This is a genomic window from Saccharothrix syringae (assembly GCF_009498035.1).
Lineage (GTDB): Bacteria > Actinomycetota > Actinomycetes > Mycobacteriales > Pseudonocardiaceae > Actinosynnema > Actinosynnema syringae.
The window spans coordinates 942643-962650 of the sequence record NZ_CP034550.1; the positions used below are offsets into that span (position 1 = coordinate 942643).

Genomic DNA, 20008 nt, shown 5'->3' on the forward strand with positions numbered 1-20008 from the left:
TTGTGGTCGTGCCGGGTGGGGTGGAGCGGGCGGGTGAGCCGGGGGAGCTCGCGAGCCCGTTCGAGGTCGCCGAGGCGCTCGGGCTGCCCCGGCCGACGCCCGAGCAGGCCGCCGTCGTCTCCGCGCCGAGCGCGCCCGCCCTCGTCGTGGCCGGCGCCGGCGCGGGCAAGACCGAGACCATGGCCGCCCGCGTGGTCTACCTGGTCGCCAACGGCTTCGTCACGCCCGACCGCGTCCTGGGCCTGACCTTCACCCGCAAGGCCGCCCGCCAGCTCTCCGAGCGCGTGCGGGCCCGGCTGCGCCGGCTGGCCGGCTCGCCGCTGCTCGACCGGCTCGACCCGGGTGGTGAGCGGCGGGCCGCCGTGCTGACCACCGAACCGGTCATCCTGACCTACCACGCGTACGCGGGTCGGCTCGTCGGTGAGCACGGCCTGCGGCTGCCCGTCGAACCGGGTGTGCGGCTGCTCACCGAGACCGCGGCGTGGCAGCTCGCCCACCGCGTGGTGTCGACGTGGGCCGAGGACATCGACACCGACAAGGTCCCGGCCACGGTGACCAACTACCTGCTCGCGCTGGCCGGTGAGCTGGGCGAGCACCTGGTCGGACCGGACGCGCTGCGCCGGCACGCCGAGCGGCTGTGCCGGGCGATCGAGTCGGCCCCGAAGACCAGGCGGCAGGGCGACGCGCTGCCCCAGTCGCTGCAGGCCGTGGTGAACACCCAGCGCCTGCGCGCGAACCTGCTGCCGCTGCTGGAGGCGTACCAGGCGCGCAAGCGGCGCGAGGCGGCGATGGACTTCGCCGACCAGATGTCCCTGGCCGCCCGGCTCGCCCTGGAGTACCCGGAGGTGGTGCGCGGCGAGCGCGAGCGGTACGGCGCGGTGCTGCTCGACGAGTACCAGGACACCGGGCACGCCCAGCGCGAGCTGCTGCGGTCCCTGTTCGGCCGGGGCGAGCCCATGCCGGTCACCGCGGTGGGCGACCCGGCGCAGGCCATCTACGGCTGGCGCGGCGCGTCCGCGGCCAACCTGCCCCGGTTCGTGCACGACTTCCCGCCCGCCCGCGAGTACGGGCTGCTCACCAGCTTCCGCAACCCGCCGGAGGTGCTGGCGCTGGCCAACGCCGTGTCCGCGCCGCTGCGCGCCGCGGGCCTGGACGTGGAGGAGCTGCGCGCCCGCGACGGCGCCGGACCGGGCGACGTGCGCGTGGCCCTGTTCGACGACGTCCGCGAGGAGCTGGACTGGCTGGCCGACACCGTGGCCGCCCAGTGGGAGGCGCACCTGGACACCAGCGACGAACCACCCACCGCGGCCGTGCTCGTCCGCCGCCGCTCCGACATGTCGGCCATCGCGGCGGCGCTGCGCGAACGCGGCCTGCCGGTCGAGGTCGTCGGCCTGGGCGGCCTGCTCGACGAACCCGAGGTCCGCGACCTGACCAGCGCCCTGCGCGTCCTGGTCGACCCCCTGGCGGGCACCGCCGCCGCCCGCCTGCTCACCGGCTCCCGGTGGCGCGTGGCGGCCTACGACCTGGCGGCGCTGTGGGCGCGCGCCCGCGAGCTGGCCGGCGCGCCGACCCGCCAGGCCGTCGCCGACGACCCGCTGTCCGTGCTGGCCGACGCGCTGCCCGGCGAGCACGCCGAGCAGGCCGGCCTGGCCGACGCCCTCGACGACCCCGGCGACCCCACCGCGTACTCGGCGGAGGGCTACCGCCGCATCCGCAGGCTGGGCGCGGAGCTGTCGGCGCTGCGCAGGCGCCTGGACCAGCCGCTGCCCGAGCTGGTCGCGGACGTGGAGCGCACGCTGCTGCTGGACATCGAGGCCCTGTCCCGGCCCGGCGGCGTCGGGCGCGCGCACCTGGACGCGTTCGCCGACGTGGTCAACGACTTCGCCGCCGCCAGCCCGTCCGCCACCCTGCCCGCCCTGGTCGACTACCTGCACACCGCCGAGCAGGCCGAGGACGGCCTGGAGCCCGGCGAGGTCGAGGTGGCCGAGAACCGGGTGCAGGTGCTGACCATGCACTCGGCCAAGGGGCTGGAGTGGCACATCGTGGCCGTGCCGCACGTGGTCAAGGACGTGTTCCCGGGGCGCAAGAAGTCCTCGTCGTGGCTGCGCACCGTGCCCGAGCTGCCCGCGGACCTGCGCGGTGACGCCGAGGATCTGCCGCAGCTGCGGCTGCTGCCCCACTACGACCGCAAGGAGGTCGAGCAGGCCCTGGTCGGGCACGAGGAGGACTTCGACCAGCGGCGGCTGGTGGAGGAGCGGCGGCTGCTGTACGTGGCGCTGACCAGGGCCGAGCACAGCCTGCTGGTGTCCGGGTACTGGTGGGGTGAGACGGGGGACAAGCCGAAGGGGCCCTCGACGTTCCTGACCGAGATCCGCGCGGCGGTGGAGGCGGCCGAGCACCCGCCGGCGGACATCGCGCACTGGGCGCCGCCGCCCGCGGAGGACGCGCCCAACCCGCTGGCGTCGCAGACGAAGACGGCCCAGTGGCCGGTGGACCCGCTGGGCAGGCGCCGCGCGGCGGTGGCCGAGGGCGCCCGGCTGGTGCTGGCCGCCCTGGACCGGCTGCTCGACGAGCCGGAGCGGGACGGCGAGGCCGGGTCCGCCGGGGTTCTCGGTGCCGCCCCGGTCGCCGAACCCGCGGACCCGGTCGAACCCGCGGACCCGGTCGAACCGGCCGACCTCGTCGAACCCCCGGACCCCGGTGACGACACCCCCGAACCCGCCTGGGCCGCGGCCGTGCCCGACCACACCGCGGACGTCCCCCTGCCCGAACCACCGGACGACGACTACCCGCTTGCCGAACCGCCCGACCCCGACACCCCGCCCGACCCCGACGCCCCGCCCGACCTCGACGACCTGCCCCCCGACCCGTTCACCGAGGAGCGGACCACCTCACCCGCCACCGAGGACGACGACCCGGAGGGCTGGGCCCGCGACGTCGAGGTCCTGCTGGCCGAACGCGCCGCCGCGGCCGACCGCCGCGAACGCGTCCTCCTGCCCGACCACCTCACCGTCAGCCAGTTGGTGGAACTCGCGGCCGACCCGGACCGGCTCGCCCGCCGCCTGCGCCGCCCCCTGCCGTTCCCGCCGAACCCGTCGACCCGCCGCGGCACGGCGTTCCACACCTGGCTGGAACAGCGCTTCGGCGCGAGCCGCCTCTTCGAGCTGGACGAACTCCCCGGCGCCGCGGACGAGGGCGCCGCCCCGGACACCGACCTGGGCCGCCTCCAGGAGGCGTTCCTGGCCAGCAGCTGGGCCGCCAGGGCCCCGCACGACGTCGAGGTGCCCTTCGAGGCGGAGATCGAGGGCCTGTCCGTGCGCGGCCGGATGGACGCGGTCTTCGCCGACGACGACGGCGGCTGGACCGTGGTCGACTGGAAGACCGGCGCGGTGCCGGCCGAGGAGCGCCTGCCCGCGCTGTCGGTGCAGCTCGCCGCCTACCGGCTGGCGTGGGCGGCGCTCACCGACACGCCGGTGGAGAAGGTGCGGGCCGCGTTCCACTACGTCCGCCACGACCACACCCTGCGCCCGGCGGACCTGCTCGACGCCGACGGCCTGCGCGAACTGGTCCGCTCGATCCCGAACTGAACGGGGCGGGCACCGTCCGGGCCCCGTCCCACCCGGTCAGGTCCCCCGTTCGACCCGGTTCCGCGTCAGCCCAGCACCCGCGCGTCCGCGGGCACCTCCTTGAGCACCCGCTCGTACAGCACCTCCAGCAGCCACCGCCCGAACAGCGACGGCCCGAACTCCGTCGACCGGTCCTCTGGCGGCACCACCAGCTCCGCGGCCCCGGCCGGGTCCACCGCGACGACCCCGATGCCGTAGTAGTCCAGCTCGATCAGCGGCCACGACTCGCCGCCCTTCATCGCGGGCAGCACCACCGAGCACGGCGCGAGGGTCATCAGCGTCCCGCACGACTGCAGCGCGCGGTCCGCGGTCGACTCACCGACCAGCACACCCACCAGCTCCACCGCGGGCACCGGCAGCCGGTCGTGCGCGGCGGGCTCGAACCAGGAGCGGAACCACGACGGGTCCGCCTGCGGCGGCCAGCCGTTCGCGCTGCGCCACTCGTGCACGTCGGCGCGGACCCGCACGACGGCCGAGACCTGGTGACCCAGCACGGCGACGTCGGGGACGACGATGCCGCGCCAACCCAACGCCGACGCGGCACGGTGGAGGAGCGGTTGCACTCGGGCATCCTAGAACTGGTTGCGGTTTCAATGACAGACCCTCCGGCGCGCTGGGTGCCGACCCGGGCGCGCAGGGTGATCAGGGGGCCGAGCGGCCCACGCGCAGCGCCCACAGCACCAGCGGCACCTGGAGCGGCAGCCGGCCCCAGGCGACGGCCCTGGCCCCGGGCGACTTCGCGCGGTGGTCGAGGGCCATCTTCACGTTCGCCGGGAACACGGCCGCGAAGAACGCGGCGGCCAGCTTCCCGCCGAGCCCGCGGGTGCGCGGCGCGGCGACCGCCGCGGCCAGCGCCAGCTCCGCGACGCCGGACGCGTAGGTCCAGGTCCGGGGTCTGCCCGGCAGCGCGCGCGGCACGATCGAGTCGTACGGGCGCGGCTTGGCGAAGTGCGTCGCGCCGGCCGCGCCCAGCAGGCCCGCCAGCGCGAGGGCGGACCTCGACCGGGAACGAGTGGGTTCCATGGGACCACCCTGTCATGCCCGTCCCGGGACGGCGCTCCCAGGGTTATCCTCCCGCGACGTGAGCGATGATCCCGAAAATCCGGAACATCCCGAGCGGGCGGCCGTGGCCGCGTTCGCCGACGACTTCGTGGCCGGGCTGCGCGAGTGGCTGGCCATCCCGTCGATCGGGGCCGACCCGGCCCACCACGGCGACGTGCACGCCTCCGCCCGCTGGCTCGCCGACGCGCTGAGCCGCGACGGCTGGCCCGACGTCCGGGTCTGGGACGCCGGACCCGCCCTGCCCGCGGTCTACGCCTGCCGGCCCGCCGCCGACCCGGACGCGCCGACCGTGCTGGTCTACGGCCACCACGACGTGCAGCCGGTCGACCCGGTGGAGCAGTGGCGGTACCCGCCGTTCGAGCCGACCCTGGTGGGCGAGGAGCTGTTCGCGCGCGGCGCCAGCGACGACAAGGGCCAGGTCGCGATGCACCTGCTCGGCGTCCGGGCGCACCTCGCCGCGACCGGCGCCACCCACCCCGCGGTCACGCTGAAGCTGCTCGTGGAGGGCGAGGAGGAGTCCGGCTCGCCCCACCTGACCCGGCTGCTCGACGACCACCGCGACGACCTCGCGTGCGACCTGGTCGTGTTCACCGACACCCCCCTGTACGCGCGGGACGCGCCCACGGTCTGCACCGGCCAGCGGGGCGTGTACGGCGCGGAGGTGGTGTTCACCGGCGGCGCCTCCGACGTGCACTCCGGCCGCGCGGGCGGCGGCGTGCCCAACCCGGCCACCGCGATCGCCAGGCTGGTCGCCGCCCTCCACGACGACCGGGGGCGGGTCCGGCTGCGCGACTTCTACGCCGACGTGGTGGAGCCCACCGAGGCCGAGCGCGCCGACTACGCCGCGCTGCCGTTCGACGAGGCCGGGTGGCTGGCCAACGCCGGCGGCGCGCGGGCCCTGAGCGGCGAACCGGGCTGGTCGACCCTGGAGCGGGTGTGGGTGCGGCCGACCGCCGAGGTCAACGGCATCCGCGGCGGCTACACCGGGCCCGGGCTGAAGACGATCGTGCCCGCCGAGGCGTCGGTGAAGCTGTCGTTCCGGCTCGTGCCCGACCAGCGGCCCGAGCAGGTCGCCGACGCGCTGCGCGAGTTCGTGCGCGCCCACACCCCGCCCGGCCTGCGCTCCGAGGTGATCGCCCGCGGCGACGGCGCACCGCCCTACGCGGTCGACGTGTCGCACCCGGCGGTCGGCGCGGTGCGCGACGCGGTCGAGGCGGCGTTCGAGCAGCCCGTGCGGTTCAGCCGGACGGGTGGCTCCGGCCCGGCGGCACTGCTGCACGACGGGCTCGGCGTGCCGGTCGTGTACCTGGGGGCGACGTTGCCGGATGATCGCATCCACGCGCCGAACGAGCGCGTCGTCGTGCCACTGCTGCTCCGCGGCGCCGAGGCGGCCGCCCGGCTGTGGCGGCTGCTGCCGGAGAGGTTGTCATGATCCGCCGGTTCCACGAGGGCGCGCCACTGGCCGACCTGCCCGGTCACTCGCTCGTCGGTGTGATCAGGATGCCGGACGCGGGCCAGAGCCCGGTGCGCGCGATCGTCAAGCGCGTCATCGGCGCCACGGCCGCCCTCACCGCCGCGGTCCTGATCGTCTACCTCGGCCGCGACGGCTACCGCGACGTCAACGAGGACGGCCTGTCCCTGCTGGACGCGGTGTACTACGCGACGGTGTCGCTGTCCACGACCGGGTACGGCGACATCACGCCCGTCAGCTCCTCCGCCAGGATGGTCAACGTCCTGGTGATCACGCCCCTGCGCGTGCTGTTCCTGATCGTGCTGGTCGGCACGACCCTGGAAGTTCTCACCGAGCGTTCGCGGCAGGCGTTGCGCATCCAGAAGTGGAGGGTCAAGGTGCGGGACCACGTGGTGGTCATCGGCTATGGGACGAAGGGCCGGTCGGCGGTGAGCGCCCTCATGGGCGACGGCGTGGACCCGGGCCACATCGTCATCGTCGACACCTCCCAGGAAGCCCTGGACGCGGCGTCGGCCATCGGCCTGGTCACCGTCCACGGCTCGGGCACCAGCAACGACGTGCTGCGCGTGGCGGGCGTCCCCAGGGCCAGGGCGGTGGTCGTGGCGGCGAACCGCGACGACACGGCGGTCCTGGTCACCCTCACCGCCCGCGAGCTGGCGCCGAAGGCCCAGGTGGTCGCCTCGGTGCGCGAGCGCGAGAACGAGCACCTGCTCCGCCAGTCCGGCGCCGACTCGGTGGTGGTCTCCAGCGAGACGGCGGGCCGGCTGCTGGGCATGGCCACGGCGACCCCGTCGGTGGTCGACATGGTGGAGGACCTGCTGACCCCCGACGCGGGCCTGTCCATCGCCGAGCGCGACGTGGAACCCACCGAGATCGGCGGCTCACCCCGCCACCTGCCGGACATCGTGCTGGGCGTGGTCCGCGACGGCACCCTGTACCGCGTGGACGCCCCCGAAGCGGACGCGGTGGAGGCGGGGGACCGCCTCCTCTACGTCAAGAAGGTCACCCCGCCGAAGGAGTAGTACCCCACCGAAGGAGTAATTCGGAGGAGCAGGACCGGATCAGCAGGACCACGCAAGACCGACCGACCAACCGGCCGGGCCCACCTCACAACGGGCCCGGCCGTGCCCACAACGGGCGGGGCCGATCCACGCGCTCACCATCACCCGACGAGCGGCAACCGCACCACGAACGCCGCCCCACGCCTCACCACCGCTCCCGAACCATCGCCCCTCACGCCACCCCCGCTCAGTTCACCACTGCCAGACCCGCCGCCCATGTCCCCGCTGCTCATATCACCGGTGCCCACGCCACCGCCGCCCACGCCACCCGCGTGACCATCGGCCACTTCAGCGCCAGCCACAGCGCCCCCAGCCACAGCGCCCTCAGCCACAGCGCCCCCAGCCAGAGCGCCACCCATCTCCCCAGCGGTACCGGACAGGTTCTTCATCTTCAGCGTCGGCTCGTCGACATCCAGCATCACCGCCTCGACCCGATCGGCATCGGTGCAGGTCAGCTCCCCACCGTGAGCCCGAACCACACCCCGCGCGATGGCCAGCCCGAGCCCCGAACCACCCGACCGCCGGTCACGCGCCTCGTCCAGCCGCACCAGCCGGTCGAAGATGCGTTCCCGATCCCCGGGCGCCACCCCGGGCCCGTTGTCGGACACCACGAGCAGCGCGAAGCCACCCGCCGCCGACACGCGCACCCGCACCCGCCCCGACGGCCCGGTCGCCTGCCGGGCGTTGTCGGCCAGGTTCGCCAAGACCTGCGCCAGCCGCTGCGGATCACCGGAGACGAACACCGACCCGCTCCCGCCTCCACCCCCGCCCCTGCCCCCACCCCCGCCCGGGTCCTTGCCCCTGCCCGGGTTCCTACCCCCACCCACCCCTTCAACCTCGATGTCGAAGTCGGGAGCGAGCAGCCGGGTGCGCCCCACCTCGGCCTCGGCCAGCGCCAGCAGGTCCACCCGTTCCCGGTGCAGTTCCAGCCCCACGTCGATCCTGGCCAGCGCCAGCAGGTCGTCCACGAGCCGCCCGGCCCGTCGCGACTCCCGCACCAGCAGCAGGTTCAACCGCTCGCGCTCCTCGGCGTCCGAGGTCTGCATCAGCGCCTCGGCCACCGCCTGCACGCCCGCGATGGGGGTCCGCAGTTCGTGCGCGGCATCGGCCACGAACCGCTTGGTCCTCTCCTCCGATCCCTCCAGCGAGTCCAACATGTCGTCGAACGCGGCCGCCGTCCGACCGAGCTCGTTGTCCGTCGACGACGGGTTGAGCCGGTAGCCGCGCTTGCCGCGGGCGATCGAGCGGGCCAGCGTCGTCATCGCGTCCAGCGGTGCCAACGCCCGCCCCACCGTCCACACCAGCACCGCCGCCGTCACCGCCAGCACGCCGAACCCGACCAGCAGCAGTAACCGCCGCAGCCGCACCTGCGCGGCCGTGATCAGCGACGACTCGGCGTACAGCGTGACCGTCGACCCGTCCGGCAGCTCCCGGTCGACCCGGTTGGCCACGCCACCCACCGGTGCCTTGCCGAACGCCTCGCCGTTCGGCATGACCAGCCGGACCTCGACACCCCGGTTCTCCAGCCGCGTCACCAGCTCCGCCCCGCGCACGTCCTGCTTGACGAGCTGCTGGGCCGCCCCCGCCTTCTCCCACAGCGCGGTCTCGACGTCCCGCTTGGACTGGGCCGCGAACAACCCGTCCACCAGCAGCACGACCCCGAGCAGCGCCACGCCGAGCACGCCGATCGCGGACAGCGCCACCCGTCGCCGCAGCGAGACGGTCCGCAGGCTCACGTCTCGTCAGCCCTGAGCACGTAACCGAGCCCCCGCACGGTGTGCAGCAGCCGCGGACCGTGCTCCTCCAACTTCCGGCGCAGGGCACTGACGTGCACCTCCACCAGGTTGGGGTCGTAGTCCTCGTAGCCCCACACCGCGGTGAGGATCTGGGTCTTGCCCACCACCCGCCCGCGCTGCGCCGCCAGGTACCGCAGCAACCGCAGCTCGGTGGCGGTCAGCTCGATCGGCATGCTCCCGCGCAGCACCACCGCCGAGTCCGCGTCCACCACGAGGTCACCGATCTGCACGGTGGACGGCGTGCGCCCCAGCCGCCGCAGCACCGCACTGACCCGCGCCACCAGCTCGGCCAGCACGAACGGCTTCACCACGTAGTCGTCCGCGCCCCGGTCCAGTCCGCGCAGCCGGTCGGACACCCCGTCCCGGGCGGTCAACATCACCACCCCGGCCCCGCTGCTCCGCCGGATGACCTCCAGCAGCGCGAAACCGTCCCGACCGGGCAGCATCACGTCGAGCACCACCAGGTCCGGGCGGAACCGGATCAGGTCGCCCTCCAGCTCCCGACCGTCGGGCCGGACCTGCACCTGGTAGCCCGCCTCCCGGAGGGCGGAGCTCACCGCCGCGCCGATCGCCTCCGCGTCCTCGATCACCAGCACCCTGGCAGCAGTTGACACCTCCCAATTCTGCGTCGCGTCCCACCCGCCCCGAGCGGAACCCGCCACAACCGCACTTCCCGGGCATGCCCCGCCACGCCCCAGCCCGATCGGCGCCGAGCTCCCCGTCGACCGCCCTGCCCCTTGTGCCGCCGCCACCTCCCGTTCTCCGCCACCTCCCGCTCTGCTGCCGTCCTGCCCGCCCCCTGTCCCGTCGGCACCGCACGTCTTGCATCAGCGTCACCGCGTGTCCCGCCGGCCGGCCCCGCGTGTCCTGCCGCCGACCGCCGCTTGCTCACCACCCGCCCGCCAACCCGACCCCTGCGCGTGAGCGCCGAGCCAGCCGAGCGCGAAGCCGACGCCGTCCGAGCGCGGAACGCTCACGGCGAAGGCGCCGCACGCGCCCGTCCTGATCCACGAATCCCCACTCCACCTCCCTCCCCGAGCCGGTCAGGCCCCGCCGAGTTCCACTTGTTTCCGATGTTCCGCATGAGATCCATGGGACAAGTATCGAACAGGTGTTCGAGTGGGGGCAAGATCACGATCGGGTGATGCGGGGAGCCCGGCACCACCCGACAGCCCCCACGACAACCCCCGGCGCCATCTGCGACGATCCACCCCGTGGCGGTTCCGCGAAGCCCGGTGAGATGGGCGCTGGTCCTGCTGGTCGCGGGGCTGGTGGGCGTCGCGGCAGCGGGCGTGCTGTGGTGGCCGGGCACCTCCACCGAGGTCCGCCGGACCACCGCCACCGTCGTCGAACCCGCCTCGTGCGGCGGCCCGGACGCCTACGACCGCGTCGAGTTCAAGGTCGGCGACGAGACGCGCACCGCCAAGCTCGACGGCTGCGGCCACCAGGAGAACGAGGCGGTCGAGGTGGTCGTCCCCGACGACACCGGCGGCGACCTGGTCCAGGCCGCGGCCAGCACCCCGGTGGGCATGCCGTTCGGGACCAGGCTGGCCGTCCTGCTCGTGTGCCTGAGCGGCCTGGCCGGCGGCCTGTACGCCTACCTGCTGACCAGGCGTTCTCAGCCCACGGCCTCGGCCGGCGCCGCGTAGGTGTTGCACGACGTCGTCGTGCCCGTCTCGAACCCGCCGGACGCCCACTGGGCCTGGTTCTCGGGCGTGCCGTGCGCGTTCTCCTCCGGCGGCTCCTCCATCGCGTACCGGAAGTCCTCCGCCGCCTCCGCGGCCAGCCCCGACCCGATCGACCCGGACGCCGCCAGCAGGAACATCCCGGCGAAGCAGTTCGCCTGCAGCTCGATCCGCCGCGACATCTCCAGCCCGGCGGGCGTCTCCTCGCCGGCCGCCACGATCTTGCTGTCCGCCGCGCGCAGCATCCCGCTGACCGCCTGCACGTGGTGCCCGTACTCGTGCGCCAGCGTCGCCAGGTGCGACCCGGCGCGCTCACCGCCGCCGTTGTCGCGCAGCCGCCGCGTGGGCATGTAGATGGTCCGGTTGCGGCCGCAGTAGTACGCGACCGCCTCGCTCTCCGCGGGCGCCGAGCCGCACGGGCCGTCGGTCAGCTCCGGGGACGTGTCCAGCGTGGGCGGGGAGAACGGGAGGTTCGCCTGCTCCAGCACCGGCTGCCACGCCTGGTCGAGGCACGCCACCCCGGCCTTGTAGTACGCAGACAGCTGGGTGTCCGACACCCCGAACCCCGGCAGCGAGCACGCCACCGCGGGCAGCTTCACGGGCGTGACCAGCAGCGGGTGGTCGGCGAGCCGGTGCACGGCGCGCGGCCGCGGGTCCTCGGTCCCGGTGGCGGGCGCGGGGGGAGCGCCCGGGGCGGCCACGGCCCGCCCGCCGATCCGCCGCGAGGAGTCCAGCTGGGCGACCAGGCCCAGGCCCAGCACGCACGACACGATCAGGGAGAACACACCGATGAGCACGATCGGGTTGTTCCTGGGCTCCTCGGGCGTGTGCACGGTCCTCCAGTCGGGTCAGCTGACGTCCGCCGCGCTCGCCACCCAAGTGTTACACGCGCTCGTGTTGTTGGTTTTGAAGCCGTGGTTCACCCAGGCCGCGTTCCGCTCGGGCGCGCCGTGGTCCCGGTTGGGGTAGATCGGGTAGTCACCGCGGTTGCCCGCGTCGCTCAGCGCCACCGAGATGACGTCCTGGGGCACCGCGCCGTGGGACAGCGGGGCCAGCGTCATCCCGCCGAAGCAGGTGGCCTGCAGCTCCTTGCGCCGGTTCAGCTCCAGGCCCGCCGGGGTGTCCCAGCCGCCCTGCTCGTACTGGGCGTCGCTGGACGCGCGCAGGATGCCGGACAGCCACTGGACGTGGTGGCCGTACTCGTGGGCGAGCTGCCCCAGGTACTTGCCGGGGTGGTTCGGGTTGGCCGAGCCCTGCTCGTTGGCGTAGTGGTCGGGCGTCCAGTAGATGGTGCCGTCGCAGTACATGGCGGTGCGGTCGGGGCCCATCGAGCCGCACGTGTTGGTGATCTGCGAGGTCACCATGACCAGCTCGACCGGCTGGTAGGGCAGGTTGGCCTTGGTGAACGACGGCTTCCACATCGCCTCGATGCACGGCAGCGCGGCGCGCAGGAACTGGTCCTGCCCCGCGGGCGAGTAGTCCATCGCGGGCAGCGGGCAGCCCTCGATGTTGAACGCGCCCAGGTCCGCCGAGTGGATCGGGTTGTCGCCCAGCGCGATGACGGCCTTGGGGCCGGCCTTCGTCGTGCTGGTGGACGTGCTCCGCGGGCTGCTGGACGTGGTGGGCGTCGTCGTTTCCGTCGTCGTCGGTTCAGCCGAATAGGTATAACTCGAATACCCGGAGTAACCGGAGTCGCCGGCCTGCCTCGAATTGCGGTTCGCGGCCACCAGGCCGATGGTGGCGATGCCCAGCACCACCAGGCCGATCAGCAGGAACGCGACCAGCGGGCCCTTGCTCTTCTTGCGCGGCAGCGGCGGGTAGGGCATCGGCGGCGGGCCCCACCCCGGCGGCGGCCCGGGCGGCGGACCCCAGCTCACGGGCGGCGGCTGCGGCGGTGCCATCGGCGGCGGCCCGGTCGGCGGCGGCGCGGCGCCCTGCCCGGGCCACGGCGGCGGCCCGGCCGGCGGGGGCTGCTGGGCGGGCCACTGGCGGGTGGGCGGCGGCTGCCGGGGGTGCAGCGGCGCGGGCATCGGCGGTGGCCCAACCGGTCGTGGTGGCGGCCAGCCACCAGGCGGTGGTGGTTGAGTCATCGCTGGTGGTCCCCCGTGTCGCGGATGCCCGAATCAGCACTGGAGCTTAGGGGAACTCCGCTATCCTGCGCGGCCGTGTTGAGAAACTGGGGAGCGGCCGCGATCTGCGTGATCGCGTTGGGCACGAGCGCCGGCGTCGCGTCGGCGCAGCCGAGCAGCCCGGCCGGTCTGCCCGGGGCGGTCGGCGTCGACGTCCGGCTCAAGCTGGAGCGCGACGGCAGGCTGACCGTCACCGAGGTGGTCACAGTCCCCGAAGGGAAAACAGCCGATCGTGTGGTGCCGCTACGCATCGCAGTCGGCGACAACCGCGACCGCGTGTACGAGGTCTCCGACCCGGCCGTGACCGGCGAGGGTACCGCCACAGTGTCGGACGACCGGCTCTCCATCGCCCTCCGGGCGGGCACGTCCACCGTCACCTACTCCGTCGTCGGCACCGTCGCCCGGATCGGCGACACCCTGGAACTGCGCTGGCAGCCCGCGAGCGGCTGGAGCACCGCGCTGGACTCCGTCAAGGTCTCCGTGATCACCCCGGACGCCCCGCGGTCGGTGAACTGCCTGGCCGGCGAACCGGGCACGGCCAAGCCGTGCACCACCGCCGAGCTGGGCGACGGGCGCGGCGTGCGGGCCACCGAGATCGGCCTGGACCCCGGCGACCGGGTCGACGTGGCGGTCGGCCTGCAGGAGGGCGCGGCGCCGCCCAACGCGCGCGTGGTGGAGACCTCCACCCTGGCGGCGGCGTTCGCGCTGACCCCGGCGACCGGCGCCGGGCTCGGCGCGCTGGTGCTGCTGCTGATCGGCGGCATGGTCGCCCTGTGGTACCTGCGCGGCCGCGACGCGCGGGCCCTGGAGGGCGAGGTCGGGCCGGTGGACGTGCTGGTCGCCGACGGCGCGGGGCGGGTGGCGTTCGCCTCGCCCGACGGCGTGCTGCCCGGGCAGGTCGGCACCGTGGTCGACGAGCACGTGGACGTGGTCGACGTGACCGCGACGATCGTGGACCTCGCGGTGCGCAACTACCTGTGGATCGAGGAGGTCGACGGGCTGGACTGGCGGTTCGTCCGCCGCAACCCGGCCGACCCGTCGCTGACGGGCTACGAGCGCGCCGTCTACGAGGCCCTGCTGCCCGACGGGGTCGACGCGGTGCTGCTGTCCGAGCTGCGCGGCCGGCGGATCGACCTCACGCGCGTGCGGGACGAGCTGTACGCGGACGTGGTGGCCAAGAGCTGGTTCGCGCGGCGGCCGGACGCCGAGCGGACCCTGTGGTGGTGGGCCGGGATCGGGACCGCGGTGCTCGGCGCGGCGCTGACCGCGGTGTTGGCGCTGGTCGGCACGGGTGCGCTGTTCGGCCTCGTGGTGCTGGCCGCGGGGGTGGCGCTGGCCGTGGGCGCGCGCTCGATGCCCGCCCGGACCAGGCGGGGCAGCGCCCTGCTGGAGCACGTGCGCGGCCTGCGCGGGTACCTGCACGCGGCGACGCCCCGGGACATCCCGGACGCGGACCGGGAGATGGTGTTCTCGCGGTCGCTGCCCTACGCGGTGGTGCTGGGCGAGACGGAGCGGTGGCTGGCGGCGTTCGCGGGGAGCCGGTCGGGGCTGTACTGGTTCGGCGAGGCCGAGCAGGGCGGTGACCTGCGGCGGTTCGCCCAGCGCTTCCCGACCTTCCTGGGCGCCCTGGACGGCGTCCTGGCGCAGGCGGGGCACCTGAGGTCGCTGCGCCACTGATCGACATCACCCGATAGAGATCTTGCCCCCGATCGAACACCCGTTCGACAATTGACCCGTCCCGAGAACAACCCCGAACCCGCGTGAGGGGTGCGACAGCCGAAGCCGACCCGGTGCCCAAGCGCGTGGCTCCACCGGGAGGGTGGCTGGTAGGAGGGGCGGCGGTCCCGGGTGCGGCCGGGTCCGTCCGTGTCGTAGCGGTGGTCGGCCGGTCCGAACCCGGCCGGTTTGCGACGGGCGTACGAGGGCGGTGCGGCCGGCGGGTGACCTGCGGCCCGGGTGGCGGTTCGAACCCGTAGGCTGCGTTCATGGCGCTACCGGAACTGCACAGGTTCACGCTCCCCAACGGCCTGCGGGTGGTGTTCGCACCAGACCGCAGCGCCCCGGTCGTCGGGGTGAGCGTGCACTACGACGTGGGCTTCCGCTCCGAACCGGAGGGGCGGACGGGGTTCGCGCACCTCTTCGAGCACCTGATGTTCCAGGGCAGCGAGAGCCTGGAGAAGCTCGCGCACTTCCGGCACGTGCAGTCCTCGGGCGGCACGTTCAACGGCTCCACGCACCCCGACTACACCGACTACTACGAGGTGCTGCCGTCGGCGGCACTGGAGCGGGCGCTCTTCCTCGAAGCGGACCGCATGCGGGCGCCGAAGATCACCGAGGAGAACCTGCGCAACCAGATCGACGTGGTGAAGGAGGAGATCCGACTCAACGTCCTGAACCGGCCGTACGGGGGGTTCCCCTGGATCCTCCTGCCACCGGTCCTGTTCCAGACCTTCCCGAACGCGCACAACGGCTACGGCGACTTCACCGACCTGGAGAACGCCACCGTGGACGACTGCGCCGCGTTCTTCGACACCTACTACGCGCCGGGCAACGCCGTGCTGACGGTGGCGGGCGACTTCGACCACGAGGAGGCGAAGGCGCTCGTCGAGAAGCACTTCGGTGACGTGCCCGCCCGCCCGGTGCCGTCCCGGCCCTCGTTCGCCGAGGCGGCGCCGAGGGGCGAGGTGCGCGCCGAGCACACCGACCAGCACGCGCCGATGCCCGCCATCGCCTTGGGCTACCGCGTCCCGGACCCGGTGAACGAGGTGGAGGGCTACCTCGCCTACCTGGTCCTGGCCGGAGTGCTGACCGACGGCGACGGGTCGCGGCTGCAGCAGCGGCTGGTGCACCGCGACGGCATCGTGGTGGACGTCGGCGCCGGGTGCGGTCTGTTCGGGCCGCTGGAGGCGCGCGACCCCGACACGTTCAGCATCACCGCGATCCACCCGTCGGAGGTGACCGCCGAGCAGGTCATCGCGGCGGTGGACGAGGAGCTGCTGCGGTTGGCCGAGGAGGGTCCGACCGCGCAGGAGCTGGCGAAGGTCACCGCGCGGTGGGTGTCGACCATGCACCGCGAGCACGACCGGCTGACCAGCCGGACGCTGGGCCTCGGGTCGGCCGAACTGCTGTTCGGGCGGGCCGAGCTGCTGTACGAGCTGCCGGAGAAGCTGTCCGGCATCACCACCGACGAGGTCGCCGCGGCGGCCAAGGCGCTGCGGCCGGACTCGCGCGCCGTCCTGATCCTCAACCCGGCAAGTGGAGGTAACGAGTGAGCGCCCCGACCAAGCACCGCAGCGCCGAGGAGATCGGCCGTACGGCGCTCGGGCCTCGCCCGTTCCCGGAGCTGGGCGAGCAGCGGGCGGCGGCCGACCTGGACAGCGTGGACACGACGCTGGCCAACGGCCTGCGGGTGATCGCGGTGCGCCGGTCCTCGGTGCCGCTGGTGGAGCTGCGGCTGCGGATCCCGTTCGCGGACCCGGCCACGTCGAGCACCGGCTCGGCGCACGCGGCGCGCGCCGAGGTGCTGGCGAACACGGTGCTGACCGGCACCGCCACCCGCAGCCGGGTGGACGTCGACACCGAGCTGGCGCTGGTCGGCGGCGAGCTGGACGCGGTGGTGGACCCGGAGCGGCTGGCCTTCTCCGGCAACGCGCTGGTGACCGGCCTCGACACGCTGCTGGACGTGCTGCGGGACGCGCTGACCGGGGCGACATACCCGAACGAGGAGGTCGAGCGGGAGCGCGGCCGGCTGGTCGAGCGCATCCGGCTGGCGCGGTCGCAGCCGAACGTGATCGCGCGGGAGGCGTTGCAGCGCCACCTGTACGGCGACCACCCGTTCGCCAAGGAGATGCCCGAGGCGGACGAGGTCGCGGTCGTGACGCGGGACGACGTGCGGGCGCTGCACGCGGCGGCCGTCCTGCCGCGCGGGGCGGTGCTGGTGGTCGTCGGCGACCTGGCGCCGGACGCGGCGGTGCGCGCGGTCGAGGGCGCGCTGGGCGGCTGGACCGGCGAGGGCACCGCGGTGGCGCTGTCGCCGCTGCCGGTGGTGCGCGGCGGCGACCTGCTGCTGGTGCACCGGCAGGGTGCCGTGCAGTCGCAGATCCGGCTGGCCGCGCGCGGCCTGGAGCGCACCGACGAGCGGTACCCGGCGCTGCAGCTGGCGAACCTGGTGTACGGCGGGTTCTTCTCCTCCCGGCTGGTGGAGAACATCCGCGAGGACAAGGGCTACACCTACCACGCGCGGTCGCACCCGGAGTTCACGCCGGGCGGTGCCACGCTGCTGGTCGACGCCGACACGGCGAGCGAGGTCACCGCGGCGGCGCTGCTGGAGACCCGCTACGAGCTGGCCCGGATGGGCCTGGTGCCGCCGACGGAGGCCGAGGTCGACACCACGCGCCGGTACGCCATCGGGTCGCTGCTGACCTCGACGTCGTCGCAGGGCGGGCTGGCGTCGTTCCTGGTGAACCTCGCCGGCCTCGGGCTGGGCGTGGACTGGTTCCTCGGGCACCCGGAGCGGCTGGCCGCGGTCACCGTCGAGCAGGTCGCCGAGGTGGCGCTGGAGTTCTTCGCGCCCAGCGCGTTCACCGGCGTGGTGGTGGGCGATGCCGAGCAGCTGTCCCCGAAGCTGCGGGCCCTGGGCGGTGTGACCCTGCCGTGAGCTTCGACCTGGTGGAGCTGCCGGCCCTGTCGCGGTTCACCGTCGACCGCCGGGAGCCGCTGCGCGGTGACCGGCAGCGCATCGCGCAGCTGTGGCCCAAGGCGCGCGTCCTCACCATCGACGCGCACGGCCGGACGTTGGTGGCCGACCGGGGGACGCGCCTGGTCGACCGCCCCGCCACCGACTTCGGCGACGCGCCGCCCGACACCGCCGTGCTGCTCGGCGAGCAGGACGGCGTGGCGTACTGGGCGGTGCCGCGGACCGAGGACGAGACGGACGTCGTGGCGCCACCCGGCCGGGCGTGGTTCCGGCCCGAGCTGACCGACGAACCGCAGTGGCTCGACCTGCGGGCCGTCGGCGCGCTGCTGGACGACACCGGCGCCGGGCTGTTCACCTCGGCGGTGGCGCTGTTCCACTGGCACCGCTCGGCGAGGTTCTGCTCCGCGTGCGGCGGGCGGACGGAGTCGGTGAAGTCGGGGTGGGCGCGGGTCTGCGAGCAGTGCGGGCGCGAGGAGTACCCGCGCACCGACGCGGCCGTGATCTGCCTGGTGCACGACGGCGCCGACCGGGTCCTGCTGGCCCGCGGCGAGGGGTGGCCCGAGGGGCGGTACTCGGTGCTGGCCGGGTTCGTCGAGGCGGGCGAGTCGCTGGAGGCGTGCGTCGCGCGGGAGATCGAGGAAGAGGTCGGCGTCGTGGTGGGCGGGATCCGCTACCTCGGCAGCCAGCCGTGGCCGTTCCCGCGGTCGCTGATGGTGGGCTTCGAGGCGGTGGCCGACCCGGGCGAACCGCTGCGCCTCGCCGACGGTGAGATCGCCCAGGCCAAGTGGGTCGACCGCGTCGACGTGCGGCGGGCGCTGGCCGAGCCGGGCAGCGTGCCGGACCTGCTGCTCGCGCCGGGGGCGTCCATCGCCTACCGGATGATCCAGTCCTGGGCGGCCGCCGGGTAGGGCTTCGCGGCGAACCGGACGGGGTGTGACCAGACCGGGTTGAGCCAGGCCGGGGTGACTTGGCCGGGTCGGCCCGGTCTCGGTCGGTGTCGTCCCGGTCGGGTGCGGGCTGTGCCGGCTTGCTCGGGCCGGCTTGCTCGGGCGCGCGCCGGGGGTGCGGGTCGTGCAGGCGCGCCTCGCGGGGGCTCTCGCGGTCTCTGGCGGGTGGTTCGGGCCGGGAGCATCGGCGGCGCGCGGCGAATCAGGTACCTGCGGGGGCGCGCGGGGGATAACGTCGTGTGTCCACCGCGCCCTTGTGGCAGGACTTCGCCAACTCGCCCGATGGGGGTCGCCGTGCACCGCAAGCTGACCGTGCGCGACCTGCGCACCGGCAACCGGGCGCGGGTGCTGCGCGCGCTGTACTTCGACGAGCCGCGCAGCCGGCAGGAGCTGGCCGGCAGCACCGGGCTGAGCCAGGCGTCGGTCAGCAACGTCGTCGGCGAGCTGATCTCCGAGGGCGTCGTGGTGGAGGCCGGGCAGGTCGACTCGGACGGCGGGCGGCCGCGGGTGCTGCTGCGGGTCAACCCCGCGCACACGGCGGTGGTCGGCGTCGACGTCGGCGAGACCCACGTGCTGGTTGAGGTGTTCGACCTGACCCTGCGCCGCCGCGCCGAGGCCACGTTCCCGATGGAACCGGACGCGCACTCGATCGACGAGGTCGCCGCGCGGGTCCTCGACGGGCTGGACCGGTGCCTGCGCGACAGCGGGGCCCGGGACGTGCTCGGCGTAGGCATCGGCGTGCCCGGGTTCGTCGAGCGGGGGCTGGTGTACGCGCAGACCGTGGGGTGGCACGGCGTCGCCCTGGAGCGGATGCTGCGCGCGGGCACCGACCTGCCGCTGTTCCTGGACAACGGCGCGAACACGCTGGGCCAGGCCGAGGTGTGGTTCGGCGCGGGGCGCGGCACGGGTGACGCGGTGGTGGCGCTGATCGGGTCGGGCGTCGGCGCGAGCGTCATCGCCGACGGCGTGCTCTACCGCGGTTCGTCGGGCGGTGCGGGGGAGTGGGGTCACACGACCGTCGCCCTCGACGGCCGGCCCTGCCGGTGCGGCGCGCGGGGGTGCCTGGAGGCGTACATCGGCGCGTACGGCGTGGTCGAGCGGTACCGGGCGGTCAGGCCGGACGTGCCCGTCGAGCAGGAGGCGGCGTTAGCGGCGCTGGTCGCGGACGGGTCGGCGGCCGCGCGGGGCGTGCTCGCCGAGACCGCCTGCTACGCGGGGCTGGGCGTGGCGAACCTGATCAACCTGTTCAACCCGGCGCGGGTGATCGTCGGCGGGTGGGCCGGGCTGCTGCTCGGCGCGCGAATCCTGGACGACGTGCGTGCCGAGGCGTCGCGCCACGCCCTGCACCGGTCGTTCGAGCAGGCGTCGATCACGTTGTGCGAGCTGGGGCCCGAGTCGGTGGCGCTGGGCGCGGCGACGCTGCCGGTGGCCGACTTCCTCGCCGGGGGCGGGGTGCGGCGCACCGCGCCCAGCCGGGTGGGCTGACCGTCAGGGGCCGACCGCCGGAAGGCCGACCGGTGAGGGGCTGACCGGTG

Annotated in this window: 15 protein-coding genes; 9 read left to right on the top strand and 6 right to left on the bottom strand. The window is 74.4% G+C overall.

Annotated features, from left to right (window positions below; genetic code table 11):
- Window positions 1-8: 8 nt before the first annotated feature.
- Window positions 9-3587: a UvrD-helicase domain-containing protein gene (locus EKG83_RS04515; RefSeq protein ID WP_407690759.1), complete on the top strand. Its 3579-nt coding sequence runs from the start codon at window positions 9-11 to the stop codon at window positions 3585-3587.
- A 65-nt stretch (window positions 3588-3652) separates the two neighbouring features.
- Here the strand turns inward: EKG83_RS04515 and EKG83_RS04520 are convergent, their stop codons facing one another.
- Both EKG83_RS04520 and EKG83_RS04525 read right to left on the bottom strand, forming a co-directional pair.
- On the bottom strand, window positions 3653-4189 hold the full coding sequence (locus EKG83_RS04520) for a hypothetical protein (protein ID WP_033430365.1): 537 nt from the start codon (window positions 4187-4189) through the stop codon (window positions 3653-3655).
- Between the two features lie 79 nt (window positions 4190-4268).
- Window positions 4269-4649, bottom strand: coding sequence for a DoxX family protein (locus tag EKG83_RS04525; protein WP_033430364.1), 381 nt, complete (start codon window positions 4647-4649; stop codon window positions 4269-4271).
- Between the two features lie 58 nt (window positions 4650-4707).
- Here EKG83_RS04525 and EKG83_RS04530 point away from each other — a divergent pair, with 58 nt between their 5' ends.
- Together EKG83_RS04530 and EKG83_RS04535 are read left to right on the top strand one after the other, a co-directional pair.
- Window positions 4708-6120, top strand: coding sequence for a M20/M25/M40 family metallo-hydrolase (locus EKG83_RS04530; protein ID WP_051765473.1), 1413 nt, complete (start codon window positions 4708-4710; stop codon window positions 6118-6120).
- On the top strand, window positions 6117-7181 hold the full coding sequence (locus EKG83_RS04535) for a potassium channel family protein (protein WP_033430362.1): 1065 nt from the start codon (window positions 6117-6119) through the stop codon (window positions 7179-7181). The genes EKG83_RS04530 and EKG83_RS04535 overlap by 4 nt, the downstream gene beginning before the upstream one ends.
- Window positions 7182-7321: 140 nt before the next feature.
- Here the strand turns inward: EKG83_RS04535 and EKG83_RS04540 are convergent, their stop codons facing one another.
- Both EKG83_RS04540 and EKG83_RS04545 read right to left on the bottom strand, forming a co-directional pair.
- Window positions 7322-8956: a sensor histidine kinase gene (locus tag EKG83_RS04540; RefSeq protein WP_228122499.1), complete on the bottom strand. Its 1635-nt coding sequence runs from the start codon at window positions 8954-8956 to the stop codon at window positions 7322-7324.
- On the bottom strand, window positions 8953-9630 hold the full coding sequence (locus EKG83_RS04545) for a response regulator transcription factor (RefSeq protein ID WP_033430361.1): 678 nt from the start codon (window positions 9628-9630) through the stop codon (window positions 8953-8955). The genes EKG83_RS04540 and EKG83_RS04545 overlap by 4 nt, the downstream gene beginning before the upstream one ends.
- 600 nt (window positions 9631-10230) lie before the next feature.
- On the opposite strand from EKG83_RS04545, the gene EKG83_RS04550 reads away from it, so the two are divergent.
- Window positions 10231-10665 carry a hypothetical protein gene (locus tag EKG83_RS04550; protein WP_153277872.1) on the top strand — a complete coding sequence of 145 codons (435 nt, stop codon included), beginning with the start codon at window positions 10231-10233 and terminating at the stop codon, window positions 10663-10665.
- Here EKG83_RS04550 and EKG83_RS04555 read toward each other — a convergent pair.
- Together EKG83_RS04555 and EKG83_RS04560 are read right to left on the bottom strand one after the other, a co-directional pair.
- Entirely contained in the window at window positions 10635-11534 is a 900-nt protein-coding gene (locus EKG83_RS04555) for a neutral zinc metallopeptidase (RefSeq protein WP_033430360.1), read from the bottom strand. The two genes, EKG83_RS04550 and EKG83_RS04555, sit on opposite strands and share 31 nt — an antisense overlap.
- 15 nt (window positions 11535-11549) lie before the next feature.
- The gene (locus tag EKG83_RS04560) at window positions 11550-12527 is read right to left on the bottom strand and encodes a neutral zinc metallopeptidase (RefSeq protein WP_033430518.1); all 978 of its coding nucleotides are present in this window, start codon (window positions 12525-12527) and stop codon (window positions 11550-11552) included.
- A gap of 339 nt (window positions 12528-12866) precedes the next feature.
- Between EKG83_RS04560 and EKG83_RS04565 the strand changes: the two genes are divergently transcribed.
- From EKG83_RS04565 to EKG83_RS04585, 5 genes are all read left to right on the top strand, one after another.
- Window positions 12867-14507 carry a DUF2207 domain-containing protein gene (locus EKG83_RS04565; protein WP_033430359.1) on the top strand — a complete coding sequence of 547 codons (1641 nt, stop codon included), beginning with the start codon at window positions 12867-12869 and terminating at the stop codon, window positions 14505-14507.
- Window positions 14508-14815: 308 nt separating this feature from the next.
- The gene (locus EKG83_RS04570) at window positions 14816-16102 is read left to right on the top strand and encodes a M16 family metallopeptidase (protein ID WP_033430358.1); all 1287 of its coding nucleotides are present in this window, start codon (window positions 14816-14818) and stop codon (window positions 16100-16102) included.
- Complete coding sequence (locus tag EKG83_RS04575) at window positions 16099-17487, top strand: M16 family metallopeptidase (RefSeq protein WP_033430357.1); 1389 nt, start codon at window positions 16099-16101, stop codon at window positions 17485-17487. Before EKG83_RS04570 ends, EKG83_RS04575 begins: the two co-directional genes overlap by 4 nt.
- Window positions 17484-18434: an NAD(+) diphosphatase gene (gene nudC, locus EKG83_RS04580; protein WP_033430356.1), complete on the top strand. Its 951-nt coding sequence runs from the start codon at window positions 17484-17486 to the stop codon at window positions 18432-18434. The genes EKG83_RS04575 and nudC overlap by 4 nt, the downstream gene beginning before the upstream one ends.
- Window positions 18435-18755: 321 nt before the next feature.
- On the top strand, window positions 18756-19958 hold the full coding sequence (locus EKG83_RS04585; RefSeq protein ID WP_033430355.1) for an ROK family transcriptional regulator: 1203 nt from the start codon (window positions 18756-18758) through the stop codon (window positions 19956-19958).
- The last annotated feature ends 50 nt before the right edge of the window (window positions 19959-20008 follow it).

Coding starts and splice junctions, on each gene's coding strand:
- EKG83_RS04585 (WP_033430355.1), top strand. CDS start 18,756: ATGGGGGTCGCCGTGCACCGCAAGCTGACCGTGCGCGACCTGCGCACC.
- EKG83_RS04525 (WP_033430364.1), bottom strand. CDS start 4,649: ATGGAACCCACTCGTTCCCGGTCGAGGTCCGCCCTCGCGCTGGCGGGC.
- EKG83_RS04560 (WP_033430518.1), bottom strand. CDS start 12,527: ATGCCCTACCCGCCGCTGCCGCGCAAGAAGAGCAAGGGCCCGCTGGTC.
- EKG83_RS04570 (WP_033430358.1), top strand. CDS start 14,816: ATGGCGCTACCGGAACTGCACAGGTTCACGCTCCCCAACGGCCTGCGG.
- EKG83_RS04535 (WP_033430362.1), top strand. CDS start 6,117: ATGATCCGCCGGTTCCACGAGGGCGCGCCACTGGCCGACCTGCCCGGT.